This window comes from Kribbella sp. NBC_00359 (genome assembly GCF_036097425.1).
In the GTDB taxonomy this organism is placed as follows: Bacteria; Actinomycetota; Actinomycetes; order Propionibacteriales; family Kribbellaceae; genus Kribbella.
The window spans coordinates 4,371,638-4,389,706 of the sequence record NZ_CP107975.1 but is presented as its reverse complement, the minus strand read 5'-3'; the positions used below and the strand labels follow the sequence as shown (position 1 = coordinate 4,389,706).

Here is an 18,069-nt window from a genome sequence, read left to right as displayed (position 1 = left end):
TTCCCGGGGAGGGATCATGGGCGCATCACGCCGCATCATCGCTTCCATCGCTGCAGTCGCAGCCGCTCTCGCCGGCGCCGCCGTCGCTGCCTCTGCCTCACCGGCGGATCCTGAGGTCACCGTCGGTAGCCCGTCGACGCCGTTCTCGCAGAACAAGCAGAACGAGCCGGCCGTCGCCATCGACGCACACGACCCTGGCGTCGTGGTCGCCGGGGCGAACGAGGAGATCGACATGGAGTCCTGCGCGGCAGGCGACCCGTCGACCTGCCCGTTCACCGACGGGGTCGGCGTATCCGGGGTGTACTTCTCGTTCAACGGCGGAGCCTGGACACAGCCGACGTACACCGGGTGGAGCGCCCGGCACTGCCTCGGTCCGGCGGTCTGTGCTCCGCGCGTGGGCCCGATCGGCACCCTGCCCCACTACTTCGAAGCCGGACTCGTGTCCGATGGTGATCCGGCAGTGGCGTTCGGCCCCCGGCCTGGTCCCGGCGGCACCTTCTCGTGGAGCAACGGGTCGCGGCTGTACTACGCGAACCTGACCTCCAACTTCAGCGCCGACCGGAAACTGGAGACGTTCCGCGGGTTCGAGGCCATCGCGGTGTCCACCACCGACGACGTACGCGGCGCCGCGGCCAGCAAGGACGCGGCCTGGCAATCGCCGGTGATCATCTCCAAGCAGTCGGCCACGACCTTCTCCGACAAGGAGCAGGTGTATGCCGACAACGCCGAGAGCAGCCCGTTCTTCGGCCATGTCTACGTGTGCTGGGCATCGTTCCGCAGCAACAGCCACGGGCAGGCGTTCCCGCAGCCGTTGACCGTCGGGCGTTCTGCCGACGGCGGCAGGAGCTGGATCACGTCGCAGGTCGGCCCCGCGGCGCACAACGGCGTCAACACCCAGCCCGACGGCTGCGTCGTACGCACGGACAGCGCCGGCAACGTGTACGTCTTCGGCGTCGGTACCCGGCTCGGAACCAACTACCAGATGATGTACCGCTCCACGGACGGTGGCGCGCACTGGACCGGACCGTTGCTGGTGGCACCTGTCGTCGAGCCGGGCGTCTTCGACCCGGTCGAGGGACGTCCGGTGATGGACGGCATCGCCGGCGCCCGGGTCGACCTGGCCGGCGGTCCGAACGTCGACATCGCGAACGCCCGGCCGACCGGCGTGGGCGGGACCAACGAGATGTTCATGACCTGGGCCGACGGCCGTCAAGGGCTCGACCATGAGCAGCTGATGCTGACCTGGTCGCGCAACGGCGGACAGTCCTGGGCCGCTCCGTTGGCGGTGCCGATCGCGGCCGGCGACCGGCCGGTCTACAGCGCACCGGCGGTGTCTCCGGACGGATCGGATCTGTACGTCGTCTACAACGCGTTCACCACGCCGTACCGCAACAACACCACGAGCCCACGTGGGCTGGTCGGCGTCGTACTGCACGCGAACGTGGTCAACGGCGTACCGACCGGCTGGTCGGAGCTCGATCGCGCACAGGCCGGAGATCCGCGCGGAAGCAGTGCGAACGCGCTGATCTCGGAGTTCCTCGGTGACTACGTGTACGCCGCGGCGACGAACGACTTCGCGGTCGCGGTCTGGAACGACACCCGCGACGCGGCTCCGTGCGACTCGATCAACGCCTACCGGGCCTCGCTGTACACGGCCAGCCCGGTGAGCCCGCCCAACGTGCTCGGCACCTGCCCGGCAACGTTCGGCAACAGCGACATCTTCGGAGGGCAGTACGCCGATCCGACGCCGTAACCACCCGCCGCGACTCGGAGAAGCACGCCCCTTCTCCGAGTCGCCGGCCGATGGCGCCAACGGTTTCTGAAAGGTTGCGTGTTCTTGCGCCCGGCGCGTTTCGGGGCTCAAATGGCTTTGAAGCTTGGCGAACGGGCAACTCGGGGTGCGGTAGGCCGACCACTGCATCGCGGGTGCCGACGTGCTGACGTTCGGTCGTCACTCCTGTCGCACGCGATCAGCATGGAGGCAACCCATGAAGTTCACCTCTCAGATGACCCGGCGCAGAGCGCTGGGTCTGGCAACTGCGTCCCTGATCATCTCCGCCGGCCTGATCACCCCGACAACCTCGTTGGGTGCGGCCGCGGGAGGTACGCGCGCGATCCCCAGCGGCGGTACGACGAGCATCCAGACGCGTCCGTTGGGAATCGACGGTCTGCAGCAGCCGGAGCTGCGGCCCGGAGGCAGGGAAGAGAAGGAAGGCGACGGCGAGGCCGGTCAGTTCACCCGTCCGCGCCCGGGTTTCAAGAACGGCAAGTTCCCGAAGAAGCCGCTCGACGCGCCAGTCGTCGCGTCCAGCGCCGTGGCCGGCTCCAACCCGGATGTCCTGGCGAGTGTGAACGGGCTGAACCACCGCGATCAGCGCCTCGCCAACGGCGGCAACCAGTTCTCGCTCGAGCCGCCCGACCAGGCGCTGTGTGTCGGTAACGGGTTCGTCGTCGAGGCGGTCAACAGCGTGCTGCGTGTCCACAGCTCCGCGAACGCCGCCGCGCTGAGCGGGGTCCAGGACCTCAACACGTTCTTCGGCTACCCGCCCGCGATCAACCGCACGACCGGCGTGGTCGGGCCGCAGGTCATCGACCCGGTGTGCCTGTACGACCCGGACCACCAGCGCTTCATGGTGGTGCTCACCACCTTGGGCAGCCTGCCGAACGGCGACTTCACCGGCAAGAACACGATCGACCTCGCCGTATCGAACACCGGCAACCCGCTCGGAACCTGGACCATTTACCACGTCCCGGCGCAGAACGACGGGACCGACGGCACACCCGACCACGGCTGCACCCTCGACGGTGTCGTCCACGGCCCGTGCTTCCAGGACTACCCGCACATCGGCCAGGACGCCAACGGCGTGTACGTGTCGACCAACGAGTACGACCTGTTCGGCCCGGGCTTCAACGCCGCGCAGATCTTCGCGTTCTCGAAGGCCCAGCTCGCCGGCCACCCGGCCACCATCAACCTGACCCTGGTCGAGAACCTCGCCGTCGACGGCTCGCCGGGCTTCACCGTCTGGCCGGCCAACTCACCGGCCGGCGAGTACTCCGGCGAACGGAACGGCACGGAGTACGCGCTGAGCACGATCGCCGGTGACGGCAGCGAGACCGGCAACCCGACCGGTACCGCGCGCCGGCTGGGCATCTGGGCGATCACCAACACCGCGTCGCTGAACACCGCGGCTCCGAACCTCGGCATCACGAGCCGGCTGACGAACAGCCAGACGTACGTCGTCCCGCCGAAGTCGGACCAGAAGCCGGGCAACATCCCGCTCGGTGACTGCATCAACGACACGACGATGCCGACACCGTTCGGCCCCGGATGCTGGCAGGTCTTCTTCGACCCCGCGGACGAACCCGCCCACAACGAGGTGGAGTCCACACCCGACTCGCTGGATTCGCGGATGCAGCAGACCTGGTACGTCAACGGGACCCTGTGGGGTTCCTCCGGTACGGCGGTCAGAGTGAACGGCGAACTCAAGGCGGGCATCGCCTGGTTCGCGGTGAGCCCGAAGATCAACGGCGCCGGCAAGATCGAGGGACGCGTGACCAAGCAGGGGTACATCGCCCTCGCGAACAACAACCTCACCATGCCGGCCATCGCCTTCACACCGGCCGGCAAGGGCGCGATCGCGTTCTCGGTCCTCGGCGAGACCAACTTCCCGAGCGCGGGTTACGTCCGCATCGACGAACGCGGATCGGTCGGACCGATCCACCTCGCGGCCGCGGGCCTCGGGCCGGCTGACGGATTCACGTCGTACAAGGCGTTCGTCGGGAATCCGCCGCGAACCCGTTGGGGTGACTACGGCGCCGCCGTGACCGATGGCGGCAACATCTGGCTCGCGTCGGAGTACATCGGCCAGACGTGCACACTCGCCGAGTACTTCCCCTCGCCGACCCTGGCGAACTTCGGAAGCTGCGGAGGCACCCGCACCAGCCTCGGCAACTGGTACACCAGACTCACCAAACTGAGTCAGTGAGCTGACGAGCAACGGAGGGCGTCACCTGCGGGTGGCGCCCTTCGTGGTTCGGCGGGGTTACTTGCCGGGGTCGAGTTGTTGGGCGAGGTATTGCTGGGGGCCCACTCGCTCGATCGCGTCGAGTTGGCTTTCGAACCAGTCGACGTGTTTCTCCTCGTCGCGGACCATTTCCTCGAACACCGCGGCGGTGCCGTGGTCGCCGAGGTCGTGGCACTCCTTCGCGCCCGCGTTGAACTGCGCCACCGCGGCGAGCTCGCCCTCGAGCCCCAGCCGGAGCATCTCCTGCGCGTCCTCGCCGACTGTGACGGCACCGAGCTTCTGCAGGTTCGGGTGACCGTCGAACAGCAGGATGCGGCTGATCAGCTCGTCGGCATCCTTCATCTCGTCGATGGACAGGTCGTAGAACACCTTGCCCAGCCGGCCGAATCCCCAGTTGTCGAGCATCCTGGCTTCCAGGAAATACCCGTTGATCACCGTCAGCTCGAGTGTCAGCGCCTCGTTGAGCAGTACGACGACGCGTGGGTCAACCGGTTGCACTTGCGACCTCCGTGAACGAGGGTGCCGAGACCGACCTCCCATGCTGGCACAACAACCGCTTCAACGAGAAGACGCAGCCCCCACAGTTCCGTCCCGCCCCGGTCGCCCCGCACACCTGCGCGACCGTCCGGGCTCCGTCGGCGATGCTCTCGCGGACGTCCCGGTCGCTCACGACCTCGCAGTGGCAGACGATCACAAAGCTGAGGCTACCCTAACCGCCCTGGGTCAGTCACCGTCGTGTCCGTCACACGGTCAGAAGCGGTAGTGCAGGACGATGGTCCCCTTGCGGGACCAGGCCGTGCTGTGGGCTTGCGCCCGGTAGTAGAGGCGCAGGGCGGTCGGGAAGGCGGCGACCTCGGGTTCGCGGCTGATCAGGATCTCCTTGACGAACTGGAACTTCGGGTTCCAGCGCTCGAAGTCGCGGGGATCGTCGACGCCGGGGAACTTGATCAGGTCGGCGACCGACTGGGTGCCGCGAGAATGCTTGGCCGCGAAGACGGCGAACTTGGTGTAGCTGTTGAACACCATCTCGCCGGTGGGGAAATGGTCGAGCAGTTGGTCCCACAGGCCCATCAGCTCCTCCTGGCTGAGGAACCCCATCAGGCCGTCGGCCACGATGATCGCCGGCCGGTCGCTGGGGACCCCGTCCAACCAGCCCTTGTCGGTCACGTCGGCGCCGATCACATGCGCGTGCGGGCGCTCCGGAATCAGCTCACTGCGCGCGGTGGCGACAACGGGGAAGTCGACGTCGTACCAGTCGACGGTGTCCGGCGGGGCGAGCCGCTGCCGGCGCGTGTCGAGCCCGGCGCCCAGGTCGAGCCCGATCGCGTCCGGGTGACGGGTCAGGTACGCCGAGGCCACCTCATCCATCTTCTTCGCCCGGATCGTGGCGTTCAGGCGCAGGTTGGTGCCGATGTTGAGCCGCTTGTAGTCGTAGTCGACGGTGCGAACGATCTGGTCGGCCATCGCGTCGCCGAGGACCGGGTGTGGCGTGCGGTAGTCGAGTGCCCGGCAGCACAGGGTCAACCACAGACTGTCCTCGAGCGGCGTAAAGGCCGGAAGTGTGATTCCCATCGGATCCGCCCCTCCGGTTGGCAGTGGAGTCCGCACCACCCTCCCTGGCCACCCCGCCGGACAGCATCCTCCCTACCGAGTGATTTCGGCTGCCAGGGTGCGCGGGTCTCCGCCGAGTGCGACATAGAAGAACTGCGGCCCGCTCCCATCGGAGCGCTCGCCCCAGCCGATCACCTCCCGGAGCACCCTGGCTGCCTCCTCGTCGTCCCCCTTCGACCGCAACGCGCCAGCAAGGCCGACGCGCGCCACCGCCGCGAACCAACCTGCGCCACCTGCCTCGGCGGCCATCACCGCTTCGCGGCAGGCGCCCTCCGCCGCGGCCTGATCGCCGTCGAGCAGAGCCGTCCGGCCGAGCTGGACCAAGGCGAACGACACATAGTGGTTCAGCTGGGTACGGCGGGCCGCGACGACCGCTCGTTCGGCGTCCGCACGGGCTGTCGCGTTCTCGCCCCGGAGCTCCGCGACCCGGCTGCACAACAGGTACGCCCAGCAGCGGAACGGTTCATATCCGATCAAGGCAGCCCGGCTGAGTACTTCGTGGCTCGCCCTGTCGAGCTCGTTCAGATCGCTCGAGCGGAGCGCCCGAAGACAGGTGATCAGGTCGTTCGCAGCGACGTACCAGTGATTGCCCGTCGCATCCATCACCGCCCTCGCTTCGGCGAGAAGTACGGCGGCCCGCTGATGATCGCCCGCCACCGCCAGCACCAGCCCGAGCGACTGCTTGGACCAAGCAGTCGTCCACTTGTCACCGGACTCCGCGGCGAGCGCGAGGGCCTCCGCTCCAGCGGCAACCGCGTTGTCCAGATCGAGCTGCTGGCCGGCCAGGTAACAGACCACGGTCAATGCGCGGGTACGCAGCAAGGGCCGCACCTGACCGCCCGATCCGCGGAGCGCCGCCTCGATCCCCTCGCGTCCGACCGCGTGCCGGTCGCTGCTCGACCAGAACCACCAAAGCGCGCAGCCGATCCGCAGGCTGTCCTCGAAGGCTCCGCTCGACAGAGCACTTCGTTGCGCGGCCTGAAGGTTGCCGAACTCCGACTCCAGCCGGAGCTGCCAGGTCCGGTAGTCCTTCGACATCAGTCCAGCCTCGGCGTCTTCGGCCAGCGCGACGAAGTAGTTGCGATGCGCTCGGCCGGCCTCCGCCAGCAGACCGGCCTGCTGGAGCCGTTCGCGGCCGTAGTCGCGAAGGGTCTCGAGCATGTCGTAACGCCCGCTCAGCTGCCCTGCCGTTTCAGGGACGAGCAGTGACTTGTCGACGAGCAGGGTGAGCAGCTCCAGGGTGCCGGCCGGATCGATGCCACCGACGCGAGCCACTGCCATCGCGGCCTCGATCGAGCAGCCACCCTCGAAGACCGAGAGGAGGTCGAACAGGCTTCGCTCCCGCTCGTCCAGCAGTTCGTAGCTCCAGTCGATCGTCGACCGGAGCGAATGATGTCGCGCCGGGGACGTCCGGCCGGGCGAGACAAGCAGCGTGAAGCGATTGCTCAGCTCGGAGGCGATGTAGCTCACCGGCAGCGCCTTGGTCCGGGCGGCGGCCAGCTCGATGGCGAGGGGGAGCCCGTCGAGGTGACGGCACAGCTCGGCCACGGTCGCCGCGTTGTCAGCGGTGAGCTCGAAGGTGCTCACCCGCTGCGCCCGCTCCTCGAACAGCCGGACGGATTCCGTCGCGGCCAGCGTCGCGGGGTCGTCGCCTCCTCCGTCGGGAACGGTGAGCGGCGGCACGAGCCAGTGGATCTCGCCCACGATGCCAAGCGGTTCACGACTCGTGGCCAGCAGGTGAAGCCGTGGGCACGCCGGCAACACGAGCTGTGCCCAGTCGGTGAGGCCTGGCAGCAGATGCTCACAGTTGTCCAGGACAAGCAGCAAATGGCGAGGTCGTAGGTATTCGAGCAGTCCGGCCCCGGCCGAAGCGGGCCCGTCGTCCGCGCTGGCTGACAGCCGCCCGGCTGCACCGCCGGCGAGTGCGGAGGCGATGGCCTGCGGTACGGCGGCCGCATCGGCGACCGGCTCCAGCTCGACCATCCACACGCCATCGGCGAAGTCGTCGCGGAGGCCGGAGGCGGCCTCGATCGCGAGGCGCGTCTTGCCGGAGCCGGCGGCGCCGGTGAGCGTGACCAGACGATGCTCGCCGACTGCTCGCCGTACCTGCGTCAGCTGGGTTTCTCGTCCGACGAAGCTCGTGAGCGGAACGGGCAGGCTCCCATGGACGGCCGCCGCGGCTGGGGCCGGTGTGCCGTCCACTGGGGACCAGTTCAGCGCAGGGTCGTGCCGCAGTACCGCAGCCTCCACCTCACGCAACTCGGGTCCGAGCTCGATCCCCAGTTCCGCTGCCAGCAATGTCCTCGCCTCCTGGTACGCCGCCAGCGCGTCAGCCTGCCGTCCGCACCGGTAGAGCGCAACCATCAGGAGGGCCCACAGCGTCTCCCGATACGGATGCTCCCGCACCGACGACTCGAGTTCGCCGACGACCTCGCGGTGGCGCCCGAGCCGAAGATCGGCGTCGATCCGGTCTTCGAGCACGTCCAGCCGGAGCTGTTCGAGCCGGACGGCATCGGCGCGCGCCCAGTCTCCGTCGAACTCCGCCAAGGCCGGCCCACGCCACAGCTGTTCGGCCCGGCGCAGAACGGTGGCGGCCGCGCGGATGTCCCCCAGTCGCAACTCGGCCCGCCCCTCGGTGGCGAGCCGCTCGAACCGGACGGCGTCGACGTCCTCCGGCGAGATGTCCAGCACGTACGTCGGCCCTTGACTGGTGACCGCCTCCCGGCCGAGGGCCTTGCGCAGGCGTGACACCTGGTGCTGCAGCGTGTTGCGCGCGTCCGAGACCGACTCGGAGCCCCAGACGGCGTCGACCAGTGTCTCGACCGGGACCGGCCGAGGGGCGTTCAGTGCCAGGATCGCGAGGACGGCACGCTGCTTGGTCCCGGCGACCACAACAGCCTTCCCGTCGGCGTCCTCGACCTCGATCGGACCGAGCAGCTTCACCCTCACGACGTTTCACGCTGCTACGGACCCCGCTGCCGCGTCAATGCCGCCCGCGGCAGCGCCATGGCAGCGGTCGGTCCCGCGGCGCGAGTCAGGCGGCAGTACTCGCGTGCAACCTGCGATCGAAAGCGCTCACCATCGACGATCCCAGGAGGAAAAGATGAGCACCCACTCGGCCACAGCCGCCCGTGAGACGAAGCTCGCGCGGATGTTCGGCCTCGAAGGCGACAACTGGATGCGGCACGCGATTCCGGTCAGTGTCTGGACCCGGTTCGCGGTCCTGCCGCTGCTTGCGGTCTCGGTCTGGAGCCGTGACTGGATCGGTTGGTGGTCGTTGATCCCGATCGGGCTGTCGCTGGTCTTCATGGTCGCCAACCCGGTGTTGTTCTCCACGCCGTCGTCGACCCGCAACTGGGCGTCCAAGGCGGTGTTCGGCGAGCGCATCTGGGCCGACCGGAACTCCGTCGAGATTCCGGACCAGTTCCGGTCCCGGGTGCCCAGCATCACCTACCTCTTCCAGCTGTTCGGCATGGCGCTCCTGGTCTACGGACTGGTCGCGCTCGGACCGGTCGGCCTGGCCGCGACCATCACGGGCCTCGTGGTCGTGCAATGCGCGAAGGCGTGGTGCCTGGACCGCATGGTGCTCCTCTTCGAAGACATGAAGGTCCACAACACCGAGTACGCCGGATGGGAGTTCTGACCATGACCGACGACAAGCAGAACTTCCTCTTCGTGCACGGCGCCTGGCATTCCTCGACCCACTGGAACGACGTCGCCGAACGCCTGGTCGCGATGGGTCATCGCGCCTTCGCGATCGACCTTCCCGGCAGCGGGCTCAACGCCGCCTACCCGCAGTCCTACCTTCGCAACGACTTCGCAGCGTTCGCGACCGAGCCGTCGCCGATCGCCACGATCGGCCTCGCGGACTACGCGAACGCCGTCACCGCCCAGGTCGAGAAGATGGCCGAACACGGCAAGGTCACCCTGGTCGGTCACAGCATGGGCGGGCTCACGATCACCCGGGTGGCCGAGGCAGTCCCCCACCTGCTGCGGCGGCTGGTGTACGTCGCTGCCTACGTACCGGTGCACCTCGCGTCTGCCAACGACTACAGCCAGCTCCCGGAGAACCAGACCGGAATCTCGGGCGCGATCGTCGTCGCCGATCCCGTCGCCACCGGTGCGGTGCGGATCAACCCGCGCAACGGCGATCCGGAGTACCTCGAACGGGGTCGGCAGGCGTTGTACAACGACCTGAGCACCGAGGACTACCTGAAGTTCGCCGTTGCCTTCAACCCGGAGCTCCCCGTCCGGGTGGGGGTCGAGGACGCCCGGGGCACCGTGCAGCGCTGGGGCGAGGTCCCGCGCCTGTTCATCCGGACCACCGAGGACCACACCGTCCCGCCTGCGTTGCAGGACCGGATGATCTGCGAGGCCGACGCCGCGACGCCCCGCAACAAGTTCGTGGTCCGCAGCCTGCCGTCCAGCCACTCCCCCTTCGCCTCGATGCCCGACCGGCTCGTCAAGGCGCTGGTCCAGCGCTGATCGGCACAGTGGGACGCCGGTGTGAACCGGCGTCCCACTCAGCGCGCAAGTCCTCCGGCTAGCTGTTATGACCCGCGAGGTTGTTGACGCGGGTTGAGCCGGGTGATGGGTGGTTTGCCTGCGAGGGCGGAGTGGCCGCGTCGATTGTTGTAGTGGTCGAGGAAGTTGTCGAGGGCTTGGTTGCGGTCGGTGTTGCTGGTCCAGGGTTGGGCGTAGGCCCATTCGGTGAGCAGGGTGCGGTTGAAGCGTTCTGCTTTGCCGTTGGTCCAGGGGCAGCGGGGTCGGGTGTAGCGGCGTTTGAGGTGCCAGGTGGTGCAGGTGGCGGCCCAGCCGTGGCCGCGTCGGTAGACCATGGCGTTGTCGGTGAGAACGCGTTCGACGGTGATGCCGTGGGTGGTGAACCAGGTCAGGGCGCGGTGCAGGAACACGGCGCAGGTTGGGTCGCGTTCGTCGGGCAGTACTTCGGAGTAGGCCAGGCGGGTGTGGTCGTCGATGGCGGTGTGGACGTAGTCGTAGCCGATCAGGGTCTTCTTGTGCTTGTGGGCGACGGTGGCCTCGGCGCCGCGCAGGCGCCAGCCCCCTCCGGCCGGGACCCGGGCGAGTTTCTTCACGTCGACGTGGATCATCGCGCCGGGGCGGTCGTATTCGTAGCGGATCTGGGAGTGGCGTGGTGAACGGACTGGCTGGCCGGTGATCGGGTCGAGTGTGGCCAGGTGCGGAACCTGGTGGCGGGACAGGACCCGGCCCACGGTGGATGGGTTCAGGCCAAGCTCGGCGGCCAGCACGACCGCGCCGCGGCGGCGGTGCCGGCGCGCGGCCAGTACCGACTGCTCGGTCCGGGCCGGCAGCCGGTTCGGTGAGCGTCGCGGCCGCGACGACCGGTCGACCAGGCCCGCGTCTCCGGCCTGTCGGTAGCGGCGCAGCCACTTGTGCACCGTGGCCCGCGAAATGCCCAGCTGCTCGGCCACCTGCGCCGGCGGCCACCCGGCCGCGACCCGCTCAACGATCAGCCTGCGACCAAACAAGTTTGTCCGGGCATTAGCGTGGGCCATGAGGACCTCCGTGGTCGAAGTCGATGCGTCAGACACATCCACTCCGCCCGGAGGTCCTCCCACGATCAAGCCACCACGCCGTCAACAACCTGCTGGGTCACAACAGCTAGCCCATGGTCTTCTGGCCGTCGATCGTCTCCCGGATGATGTCGGCGTGGCCGGCATGCTGGGCGGTTTCGGCCGCGATGTGCAGGAAGACCCGGCGCACCGTCCAGAAGACACCCGGTGGCTGCCAAGGCGCGGCCGGGAGTTCGTAGCTGGTGTCGAGGTCGAGCGTACGGACCAGGTCATCGGTGGCCGCGGCGACCTTCTCGTACTCCGCGAGTACGCCGGCCAGCGTCTCACCCTTGGCGAGCCGGAACTGGTTCTCCCACGCGGCGATCATCTCCGGGGTGTACTCGATCTCCTCGGAGACCTCCTTGCCGCCACCGCTTCCTTGGGCGAAGTCGGCCCACGTCCGCTCGACCGCCGTGACGTGCTTGATCAGGCCGCCGACCGTCAAGGCGCTGACCGTACTGCGGGTGTTCGCCTGCTCGTCCGAGAGGCCTTGCGCGGTGTGGCGCAGGAAGTAGCGGTGCTTGGCGAGGAAGTCGAGGAGGTCGACACGTTCACCGATCAGGGTCTGCTCGTTCGCTGTCATACCCCGAGCCTAAGAGATATAGAGGACAGCACTTGACCTCTATTACGAAAGACGCTGGCTTCTGGAGTCCGGACGTACGAGCGTGGTCGTGAAGGGGTGGTGAGCGAGATGTTGCTCGTTGTCGGGGGAACCGGAGATCTGGGGCATCGCGTCGTACGGCGCCTGCGCGAACAAGGGAACGCCGTCCGGTGCCTGGTCCGCCCGGGCACCGACGACTCGGGCCTCCTCGAGATCGGAGTCGACGTCGTACGCGGTGATCTCACCCAGCCGGAGAGCCTCCGTGCCGCCTGCGCGGGAGTCGACACGGTGGTGGCGACGGCGACCGTGATCGGACGCCGGCTCGCCGGAGCACGTACGCCGTCGATCCACGAGGCCGACGAGGTGGGGATGGCGTCGCTGGTCGACGCGGCCGAGGCGGCCGGGGTGGAGCGGTTCGTGTACGTCTCGTACGCCGGCGTGGATGCCGCCCTCGGTACGCCGCTCGAGCGCGCCAAACTGGCGACCGAACAGCGGCTGAGCAGGTCGGCGATGCGTACCGTGATCGTCCGGCCCGAGGCGTTCCAGGAGGTCCATCTGGCACCGCTGGGACGCTTCGACATGGGCGCGGGCAAGATCGCGGTGATCGGCAAGGGCGACACCAAGCAACACTGGGTCGGCACCGACGACGTCGCCGCACTCGTCACCGCCGTGGCGATCGAGGCGGATCCACCCGCCGTCGTCGAGTTCGGCGGCCCGGAGGCCATCAGTCGCAACGAAGCCGCCTCGATGGCGGAGGAACTCACCCAGCACCGCATGAAGGTGCAGCACCTGCCCCGATCGGTCGCCCGGCTCGCTATCCGTCTGCTCGACAAGCGGAACGACGCTCTCGCCTCCATCTTCGGCGCGGGCCTTCTCCAGGACCTCCACGAGTCGCAGTGCGACGACGAGCCGTTGCGGCAGCGCGGCATCAAGCCGACGTCGGCGGGCGACTACCTCCGCGAGCAAGCCCGCCTGCTCCGCTGAGTTCGAGAATGGCTACCGGCATCGGCGGTCGCGGGCTAAGGTGACGTGGGGGTGGTGAGGCCACCGAACCTGTTGCTGACAAAGGGTTTCGGGCCGATGACGATCGGCGCGAGGCCCAAGACGTCGGGCGCTAGCGAAGCCTGCCCGAGGTCCCATCGAGTCATGCCTGGATGACGCACTTCGAGGGGGCAACACCCGTGGGAACGATCACGACCAGCGACGGTATCGAAATCTTCTACAAGGACTGGGGTAGCGGTCAGCCGATTGTGTTCAGTCACGGCTGGCCACTGTCGGCCGACGACTGGGACAACCAGTTGCTGTTCTTCCTGCAGCAGGGGTACCGCGTCGTCGCTCATGACCGCCGCGGTCACGGGCGGTCCACGCAGACCGCCGACGGTCACGACATGGACCATTACGCCGACGACCTGGCCGCGGTCGTCGAACATCTCGACCTGCACGACGCCATTCACGTCGGCCATTCGACCGGCGGCGGCGAAGTCGCGCACTTCCTCGCCCGGCACGGCGAAGGCCGCGCCGCCAAGGCCGCGCTGATCAGCGCGGTACCGCCTCTGATGGTGAAGACCGACGCCAACCCCGAGGGCCTGCCCAAGGACGTCTTCGACGACCTGCAGGCCCAACTCGCGGCGAACCGCTCCGAGTTCTACCGCGCACTGCCGACCGAACCGTTCTACGGCTTCAACCGGCCGGGCGTGGAGTCCTCCGAGGCGATCATCGCGAACTGGTGGCGCCAGGGCATGATGGGCGGCGCGAAAGCTCACTACGACGGCATCGTCGCGTTCTCCCAGACCGACTTCACCGAAGACCTGAAGAAGATCACCATCCCGGTGCTGGTCATGCACAGCGAGGACGACCAGATCGTTCCGTACGTCGCATCCGGCCCGAAGTCGGCGGCGTTGCTGAAGAACGGAGTCCTCAAGACCTACAAGGACTTCCCGCACGGCATGCCGACCACCCAGGCCGACGTGATCAACGCCGACCTGCTCGCGTTCCTGCAGTCGTAGTCCCTTGCTCGACCGCGGTACGGCGTACACCTGTGCGCCGTACCGCAATCACCCACGGCTTCGTCATGCTCGACGCCCTCCCGGCGACAGTCGCTGACGAAAGGACCTTTGGATGTACAGCGATCGACCGCGTGCAGCGCTCTTGCGGGTGTTCACCGTCCTGGCAGCAGTCCTGGCCGTCGTACTGACCGCCGTGACACCCGCCGCGGCGTCCCACCCCAGCGGCCCGAAACCCACCATCGTGCTGGTGCACGGCGCCTGGGCCGACGGATCCAGCTGGGCCAAGATCACCAGCCGTCTCCTGGACGACGGCTACACAGTGCGCGTACCACCGAACCCACTGCGCAGCCTCCCCAGCGACGCCGCGACCATCAGGGACTTCCTCTCCACCCTGTCCGGACCGATCGTCCTGGTCGGCCACTCGTACGGCGGGGCCGTCATCACCAACGCGGCGACCGGCAATCCGAACGTCAAGGCACTGGTCTACGTCGACGCCTTCGCCCCCGCGGCAAACGAGTCGATCTTCCCGCTGGCCGGCGCGGACTCAGCCCTGGCCGTCCCTGATCCCAGCACCGTCTTCGACTTCGTCCCCTACCCGGGCGCGCCCGCCGGTGACGTCGACCTCTACCTCAAGCACGACACCTTCGTGAAGTCGTTCGCGTCCGGAGTCCCGCGCCGCCAGGCCGAGAACCTCTATCCCGCGCAGCGACCCCTCACGCTCGCCGCCGGAAACGGCGTGTCAGGTACGCCGGCGTGGCTGACGATCCGGTCCTGGTACGTGCTCGGCACCAGCGACCTCATCATCACGCCGACGGCCCAGCTGTTCATGGCCACCCGAGCCCACTCCACCATCACCCGAATCCCCGACGGCCACCTCGGCCTGATCACCAACCCCCGCCCCATCACCAAGGTCATCGAACAAGCCGCCCGCTCGATTCACTGAGTCACCCGTCGCCGGGCCCGGGCCGCAGGTGCGATCCCGAGCAGGGAGCAAATCACTTGCGGTCCGGGAGAGGGTAGGACGGTGGGATATTCCGACGCGGATGCTGCCGAGCTGTACGACCTGCTCAACCGGTGGGGGACGAGCGACGACTTCTACCTGTCCTTCGTGATGGATGCGGGCAGCGTGCTCGACGTGGGGTGTGGGACGGGCGTGCTGCTGGCGCGGGCGCGGGCGGAAGGTCACACCGGGCGGTTCGCGGGGATCGATCCCGATGTGTCGATGCTCGAGCGGGCCCGGCAGCGGGTGCCGGATGCGGAATGGGTCGAGGGGAAGGCCTCGGACATCGCCTGGGTGGATGAGTTCGACAGGGCGATCATGGCGAGCAACGCGTTCCAGTTCCTGGTGACGGATCTGGAGGAGTCGCTGCAGCGGATCCGGGAAGCGCTCGTCGACGGCGGCCTGTTCGTCTTCGGCACGCGCAACCCGGAGGTCCGCGAGTGGGAGAACTGGAACCCCACCAACCCGTACGACGTCGTCGACCACAACGGACGCGAACTCCGGATGATCTACCACGTCGAGAAGGTCGAGGGCGACGTGGTCACGTTCACCGAGACGACCGCGCTCCGTGACGACACCCCGCTGCGCACCGACCGCGCCAGCCTCAACTTCCCTGGCGTCGACACGCTGAACGCCGTACTCACCAAGGCCGGCTTCACCGTCGAAGCGCAGTACGGCGACTGGTCCCGAGGCCCACTCACCTCCGCCAGCGAGAACATCATCACCGTCGCCCGCCGTTAGCGGGCCTGGAAAACCCCCGACGCGCGGAACGCGGCGTACAACTCCAGCACCACCCGCGTCGGCGGATGCAGGTCCGCCGGTAGTTGATCGAAGAAGGCCGCATCCAACACCTCGTCCCCCGCAGGACGCAGGTCACCGGAAGCTGTCGCCCGGCTCGGCGGCACCTGCGGGCAGCTCCCACAGGCCGGAGTCTCGACTCCGTTGCAGGAGGATGCGTTCGGCGTCGTCGACGACCAGCACTTGTGCGCCCGGCATCAGCAGCGGACGGGAGCCGAGCTGCCGGCGGATGTCCCACAGGTAAGAACCCTCGTACGTCATCGATGAGAGGGTAGGGGCGTGGACTGGGTGAGGCGCCGGGCGGGGTCGTTGCTGGCCGTGGGGCTGTGTCTCGGGCTGGCGTGGACGGCCGCGGTGACGTTCTCGATGCCGAGCTGGTTCGACCCGACCGAGGCCTGCACGCACAAGTTCCCCGCGGCTGCCGACAGTGCCGACGTGACCGTGCGGACGCGGTGGTTCCCGCCGGCGGCGAGCTGCGTCTTCGACGGCGACGTCCGTCAGTTCATGTCCCCGGCGCGGTCCGCGGTCCTGTCCGTGACCGGCGTACTGATCCTCGTCGTGCTGCTGACCGGCTTGGTCCTGACGGTACGGCGGTTGTCCGGCGACCCCGGCCCGATCCGGGCGGCCGACGACGTCAACCTCGGACGACGCAAGTTCAACCAGCTGACCTTCGGCGCACTCGACATCGCCGTCGCGGTCGCGGTGCTCACGTTTCTCAACGCGACCGCGATCGTCTTCGGCGGCATCGCCGGCGGCATCCTCTTCATCGTCGTCACGATCACCGGCCTGAGCGGCCTCTGCGTCCTGCTCGATCAGCACATGGGCCCACTTCCGAGTACGGCGCTCGACAGCAGGCGGCGCGGCACGGTCGCCGGAGTCACCGTGTTCGGGGTGATCTTCGCGGCGACCGCGTTCACCGGCCAGCTGCCGTTCTTCCGGCTGTGGTCCGTCCCGCTGGGCGCGATCGCCTACGCGGCGGTCGCAGCTGTGCAGTGGTCGCGGGTGCCTAACGAGGCCAGCCCGGCTCAATATTCTGGTTGAGGTGGAAGACGTTCTCGGGGTCGTACTCGCACTTGACCCGGGACAGCCGGTCGTAGTTCTCCTGGCCGAAGCCCGCGATCACCCGGTTCTGTCCTTCGTTCCCGATGAAGTTCAGGTACACGTACCCGGTCGACCATTCCTGCAGGTCCGAGCAGACGTCCCGCGCCCACCTGATTCCCCGCGTGTCGTCGGCCGGATCCGACCACAGCCCGAACGGGTGGACCACCCACGCGGCCGCGCGATGCGGTTGCGGCCACTTCTCGGCGCCACGCCGTACCGCACCGCCCCACGGCACGATCGCCTGCTGCGACGGTGACGGCGAGACCATGTCCTGCGCCCGGTCGGCGAACGCCGTGACCGCCGCATCCGGGAACGCGGACAGATGCTCGGCCGACCAGTAGTTGCGGAAGCCCGGCGGATCGTCGAGCGCCGACTGGATGTCGGCGTACGGCATCTCGGCGACCAACTCGGCCTCCGGGGCCAGCGCGAACAACGGCGCGAACACCTCACGGGTCTCCGCCTCGCTGCCGGCGTAGATCGCCGCCGCACCGACGATCAGCTCCCCGTGCAGATGCGCGGGCACGAACTCCTCGGGCGGTCCGGTCAGATAGATCACGCCGCCGCCGAGCTCGTCGGGTGCGCCCTGCTCGATCAGATCCCGGTACGCGCGGAGCACGTCGGGACCCATCGACGCCGGCCACATCAGCAACGCCAACGTTGTCGTGGGCAACTGCTTGAGGTGGAAGGTCAGCGAGGTCGCCACGCCGAAGTTCCCGCCGCCCCCGTGCAACGCCCAGAACAGCTCGGCGTTCTTCGTCTCGTCCGCGATCAGCAGCCGCCCGTCCGCCGTGACCAGCTCCACCGAGATCAGCGCGTCACACGCGAGCCCGAACTTCCGCTCCAGCCAGCCGGATCCGCCCCCGAGGGTCAGCCCGGCGACCCCGGTTGTCGACGCCCGCCCACCGGTCGTCGCCAGCAGGTACTTCTGACCGGCCCGGTCGACATCACCCCAGGTCGCACCGCCGCCGACCCGCGCGATCCGGGCGAACGGGTCGACCTGGACGCTGTTCATCCGGCGCAGGTCCACGACCAGACCACCCTCGGTGACCGCCGTGCCGGCCACCCCGTGACCGCCGCCGCGGACCGCGACCTCCAGGCCCTGGCCGACGCCGTACCGCACCGCCGCCTGGACGTCGGCCGCCGACTCGCACTGCGCGATCATCGCCGGCCGCTTGTCGATCATCCCGTTGAAGACCGTCCGGGCCTCGTCGTACGCCGCGTCCCCGGCTCGCAGCAGCACGCCCCCGAACCCCTGCGGTCTCGACCACTCGATCGTCTCGGACATGGTGGAACTCCCCCTCGCTCACACTCCCCCAGGTGATCCACCGATGGT

Annotated in this window: 17 protein-coding genes; 9 read left to right on the top strand and 8 right to left on the bottom strand. The window is 68.3% G+C overall.

Annotated features, from left to right (window positions below; all coding sequences use genetic code 11):
- The first annotated feature begins 16 nt into the window (after positions 1–16).
- Together OG876_RS21555 and OG876_RS21550 are read left to right on the top strand one after the other, a co-directional pair.
- Positions 17–1,753, top strand: a complete 1,737-nt coding sequence (locus tag OG876_RS21555) for a sialidase family protein (RefSeq protein ID WP_328526696.1) — start codon at positions 17–19, stop codon at positions 1,751–1,753.
- 235 nt (positions 1,754–1,988) lie between these two features.
- On the top strand, positions 1,989–3,986 hold the full coding sequence (locus tag OG876_RS21550) for a hypothetical protein (protein ID WP_328526695.1): 1,998 nt from the start codon (positions 1,989–1,991) through the stop codon (positions 3,984–3,986).
- Between the two features lie 57 nt (positions 3,987–4,043).
- Here OG876_RS21550 and bfr read toward each other — a convergent pair whose 3' ends face one another.
- From bfr to OG876_RS21530, 4 genes are all read right to left on the bottom strand, one after another.
- Positions 4,044–4,523 (bottom strand): bacterioferritin, encoded by a 480-nt coding sequence (bfr, locus tag OG876_RS21545; protein ID WP_328526694.1) that lies wholly within the window; start codon positions 4,521–4,523, stop codon positions 4,044–4,046.
- Positions 4,510–4,719: a (2Fe-2S)-binding protein gene (locus OG876_RS21540; RefSeq protein ID WP_329481412.1), complete on the bottom strand. Its 210-nt coding sequence runs from the start codon at positions 4,717–4,719 to the stop codon at positions 4,510–4,512. Before OG876_RS21540 ends, bfr begins: the two co-directional genes overlap by 14 nt.
- 56 nt (positions 4,720–4,775) lie before the next feature.
- Positions 4,776–5,597 carry a class I SAM-dependent methyltransferase gene (locus OG876_RS21535; RefSeq protein WP_328526692.1) on the bottom strand — a complete coding sequence of 274 codons (822 nt, stop codon included), beginning with the start codon at positions 5,595–5,597 and terminating at the stop codon, positions 4,776–4,778.
- A gap of 72 nt (positions 5,598–5,669) precedes the next feature.
- Positions 5,670–8,585: a BTAD domain-containing putative transcriptional regulator gene (locus OG876_RS21530; RefSeq protein WP_328526691.1), complete on the bottom strand. Its 2,916-nt coding sequence runs from the start codon at positions 8,583–8,585 to the stop codon at positions 5,670–5,672.
- A gap of 154 nt (positions 8,586–8,739) precedes the next feature.
- Here OG876_RS21530 and OG876_RS21525 point away from each other — a divergent pair, with 154 nt between their 5' ends.
- Together OG876_RS21525 and OG876_RS21520 are read left to right on the top strand one after the other, a co-directional pair.
- Complete coding sequence (locus tag OG876_RS21525) at positions 8,740–9,279, top strand: DUF6653 family protein (RefSeq protein WP_328526690.1); 540 nt, start codon at positions 8,740–8,742, stop codon at positions 9,277–9,279.
- A gap of 2 nt (positions 9,280–9,281) precedes the next feature.
- A complete protein-coding gene (locus OG876_RS21520; RefSeq protein ID WP_328526689.1) occupies positions 9,282–10,121 on the top strand; it encodes an alpha/beta fold hydrolase in 840 nt (279 codons plus the stop codon).
- A 65-nt stretch (positions 10,122–10,186) separates the two neighbouring features.
- Here the strand turns inward: OG876_RS21520 and OG876_RS21515 are convergent, their stop codons facing one another.
- Both OG876_RS21515 and OG876_RS21510 read right to left on the bottom strand, forming a co-directional pair.
- On the bottom strand, positions 10,187–11,173 hold the full coding sequence (locus OG876_RS21515; RefSeq protein ID WP_328521197.1) for an IS481 family transposase: 987 nt from the start codon (positions 11,171–11,173) through the stop codon (positions 10,187–10,189).
- A gap of 106 nt (positions 11,174–11,279) precedes the next feature.
- Complete coding sequence (locus tag OG876_RS21510) at positions 11,280–11,813, bottom strand: DinB family protein (RefSeq protein WP_328526688.1); 534 nt, start codon at positions 11,811–11,813, stop codon at positions 11,280–11,282.
- Positions 11,814–11,921: 108 nt separating this feature from the next.
- Between OG876_RS21510 and OG876_RS21505 the strand changes: the two genes are divergently transcribed.
- The 4 genes from OG876_RS21505 to OG876_RS21490 all read left to right on the top strand — a co-directional run bounded on the left by OG876_RS21505 (position 11,922) and on the right by OG876_RS21490 (position 15,578).
- A complete protein-coding gene (locus tag OG876_RS21505) occupies positions 11,922–12,815 on the top strand; it encodes an SDR family oxidoreductase (protein WP_328526941.1) in 894 nt (297 codons plus the stop codon).
- Between the two features lie 197 nt (positions 12,816–13,012).
- On the top strand, positions 13,013–13,837 hold the full coding sequence (locus OG876_RS21500) for an alpha/beta fold hydrolase (RefSeq protein ID WP_328526687.1): 825 nt from the start codon (positions 13,013–13,015) through the stop codon (positions 13,835–13,837).
- Positions 13,838–13,949: 112 nt separating this feature from the next.
- The gene (locus tag OG876_RS21495) at positions 13,950–14,780 is read left to right on the top strand and encodes an alpha/beta fold hydrolase (protein WP_328526686.1); all 831 of its coding nucleotides are present in this window, start codon (positions 13,950–13,952) and stop codon (positions 14,778–14,780) included.
- 81 nt (positions 14,781–14,861) lie between these two features.
- Positions 14,862–15,578 (top strand): class I SAM-dependent methyltransferase, encoded by a 717-nt coding sequence (locus tag OG876_RS21490; protein WP_328526685.1) that lies wholly within the window; start codon positions 14,862–14,864, stop codon positions 15,576–15,578.
- A 132-nt stretch (positions 15,579–15,710) separates the two neighbouring features.
- Here OG876_RS21490 and OG876_RS21485 read toward each other — a convergent pair whose 3' ends face one another.
- Positions 15,711–15,896, bottom strand: coding sequence for an NUDIX domain-containing protein (locus OG876_RS21485; RefSeq protein WP_328526684.1), 186 nt, complete (start codon positions 15,894–15,896; stop codon positions 15,711–15,713).
- Positions 15,897–15,914: 18 nt separating this feature from the next.
- Here OG876_RS21485 and OG876_RS21480 point away from each other — a divergent pair, with 18 nt between their 5' ends.
- Positions 15,915–16,676 (top strand): hypothetical protein, encoded by a 762-nt coding sequence (locus OG876_RS21480; RefSeq protein WP_328526683.1) that lies wholly within the window; start codon positions 15,915–15,917, stop codon positions 16,674–16,676.
- Here the strand turns inward: OG876_RS21480 and OG876_RS21475 are convergent.
- Positions 16,642–18,021 (bottom strand): FAD-binding oxidoreductase, encoded by a 1,380-nt coding sequence (locus OG876_RS21475; RefSeq protein ID WP_328526682.1) that lies wholly within the window; start codon positions 18,019–18,021, stop codon positions 16,642–16,644. The two genes, OG876_RS21480 and OG876_RS21475, sit on opposite strands and share 35 nt — an antisense overlap.
- Between the last annotated feature and the right edge of the window lie 48 nt (positions 18,022–18,069).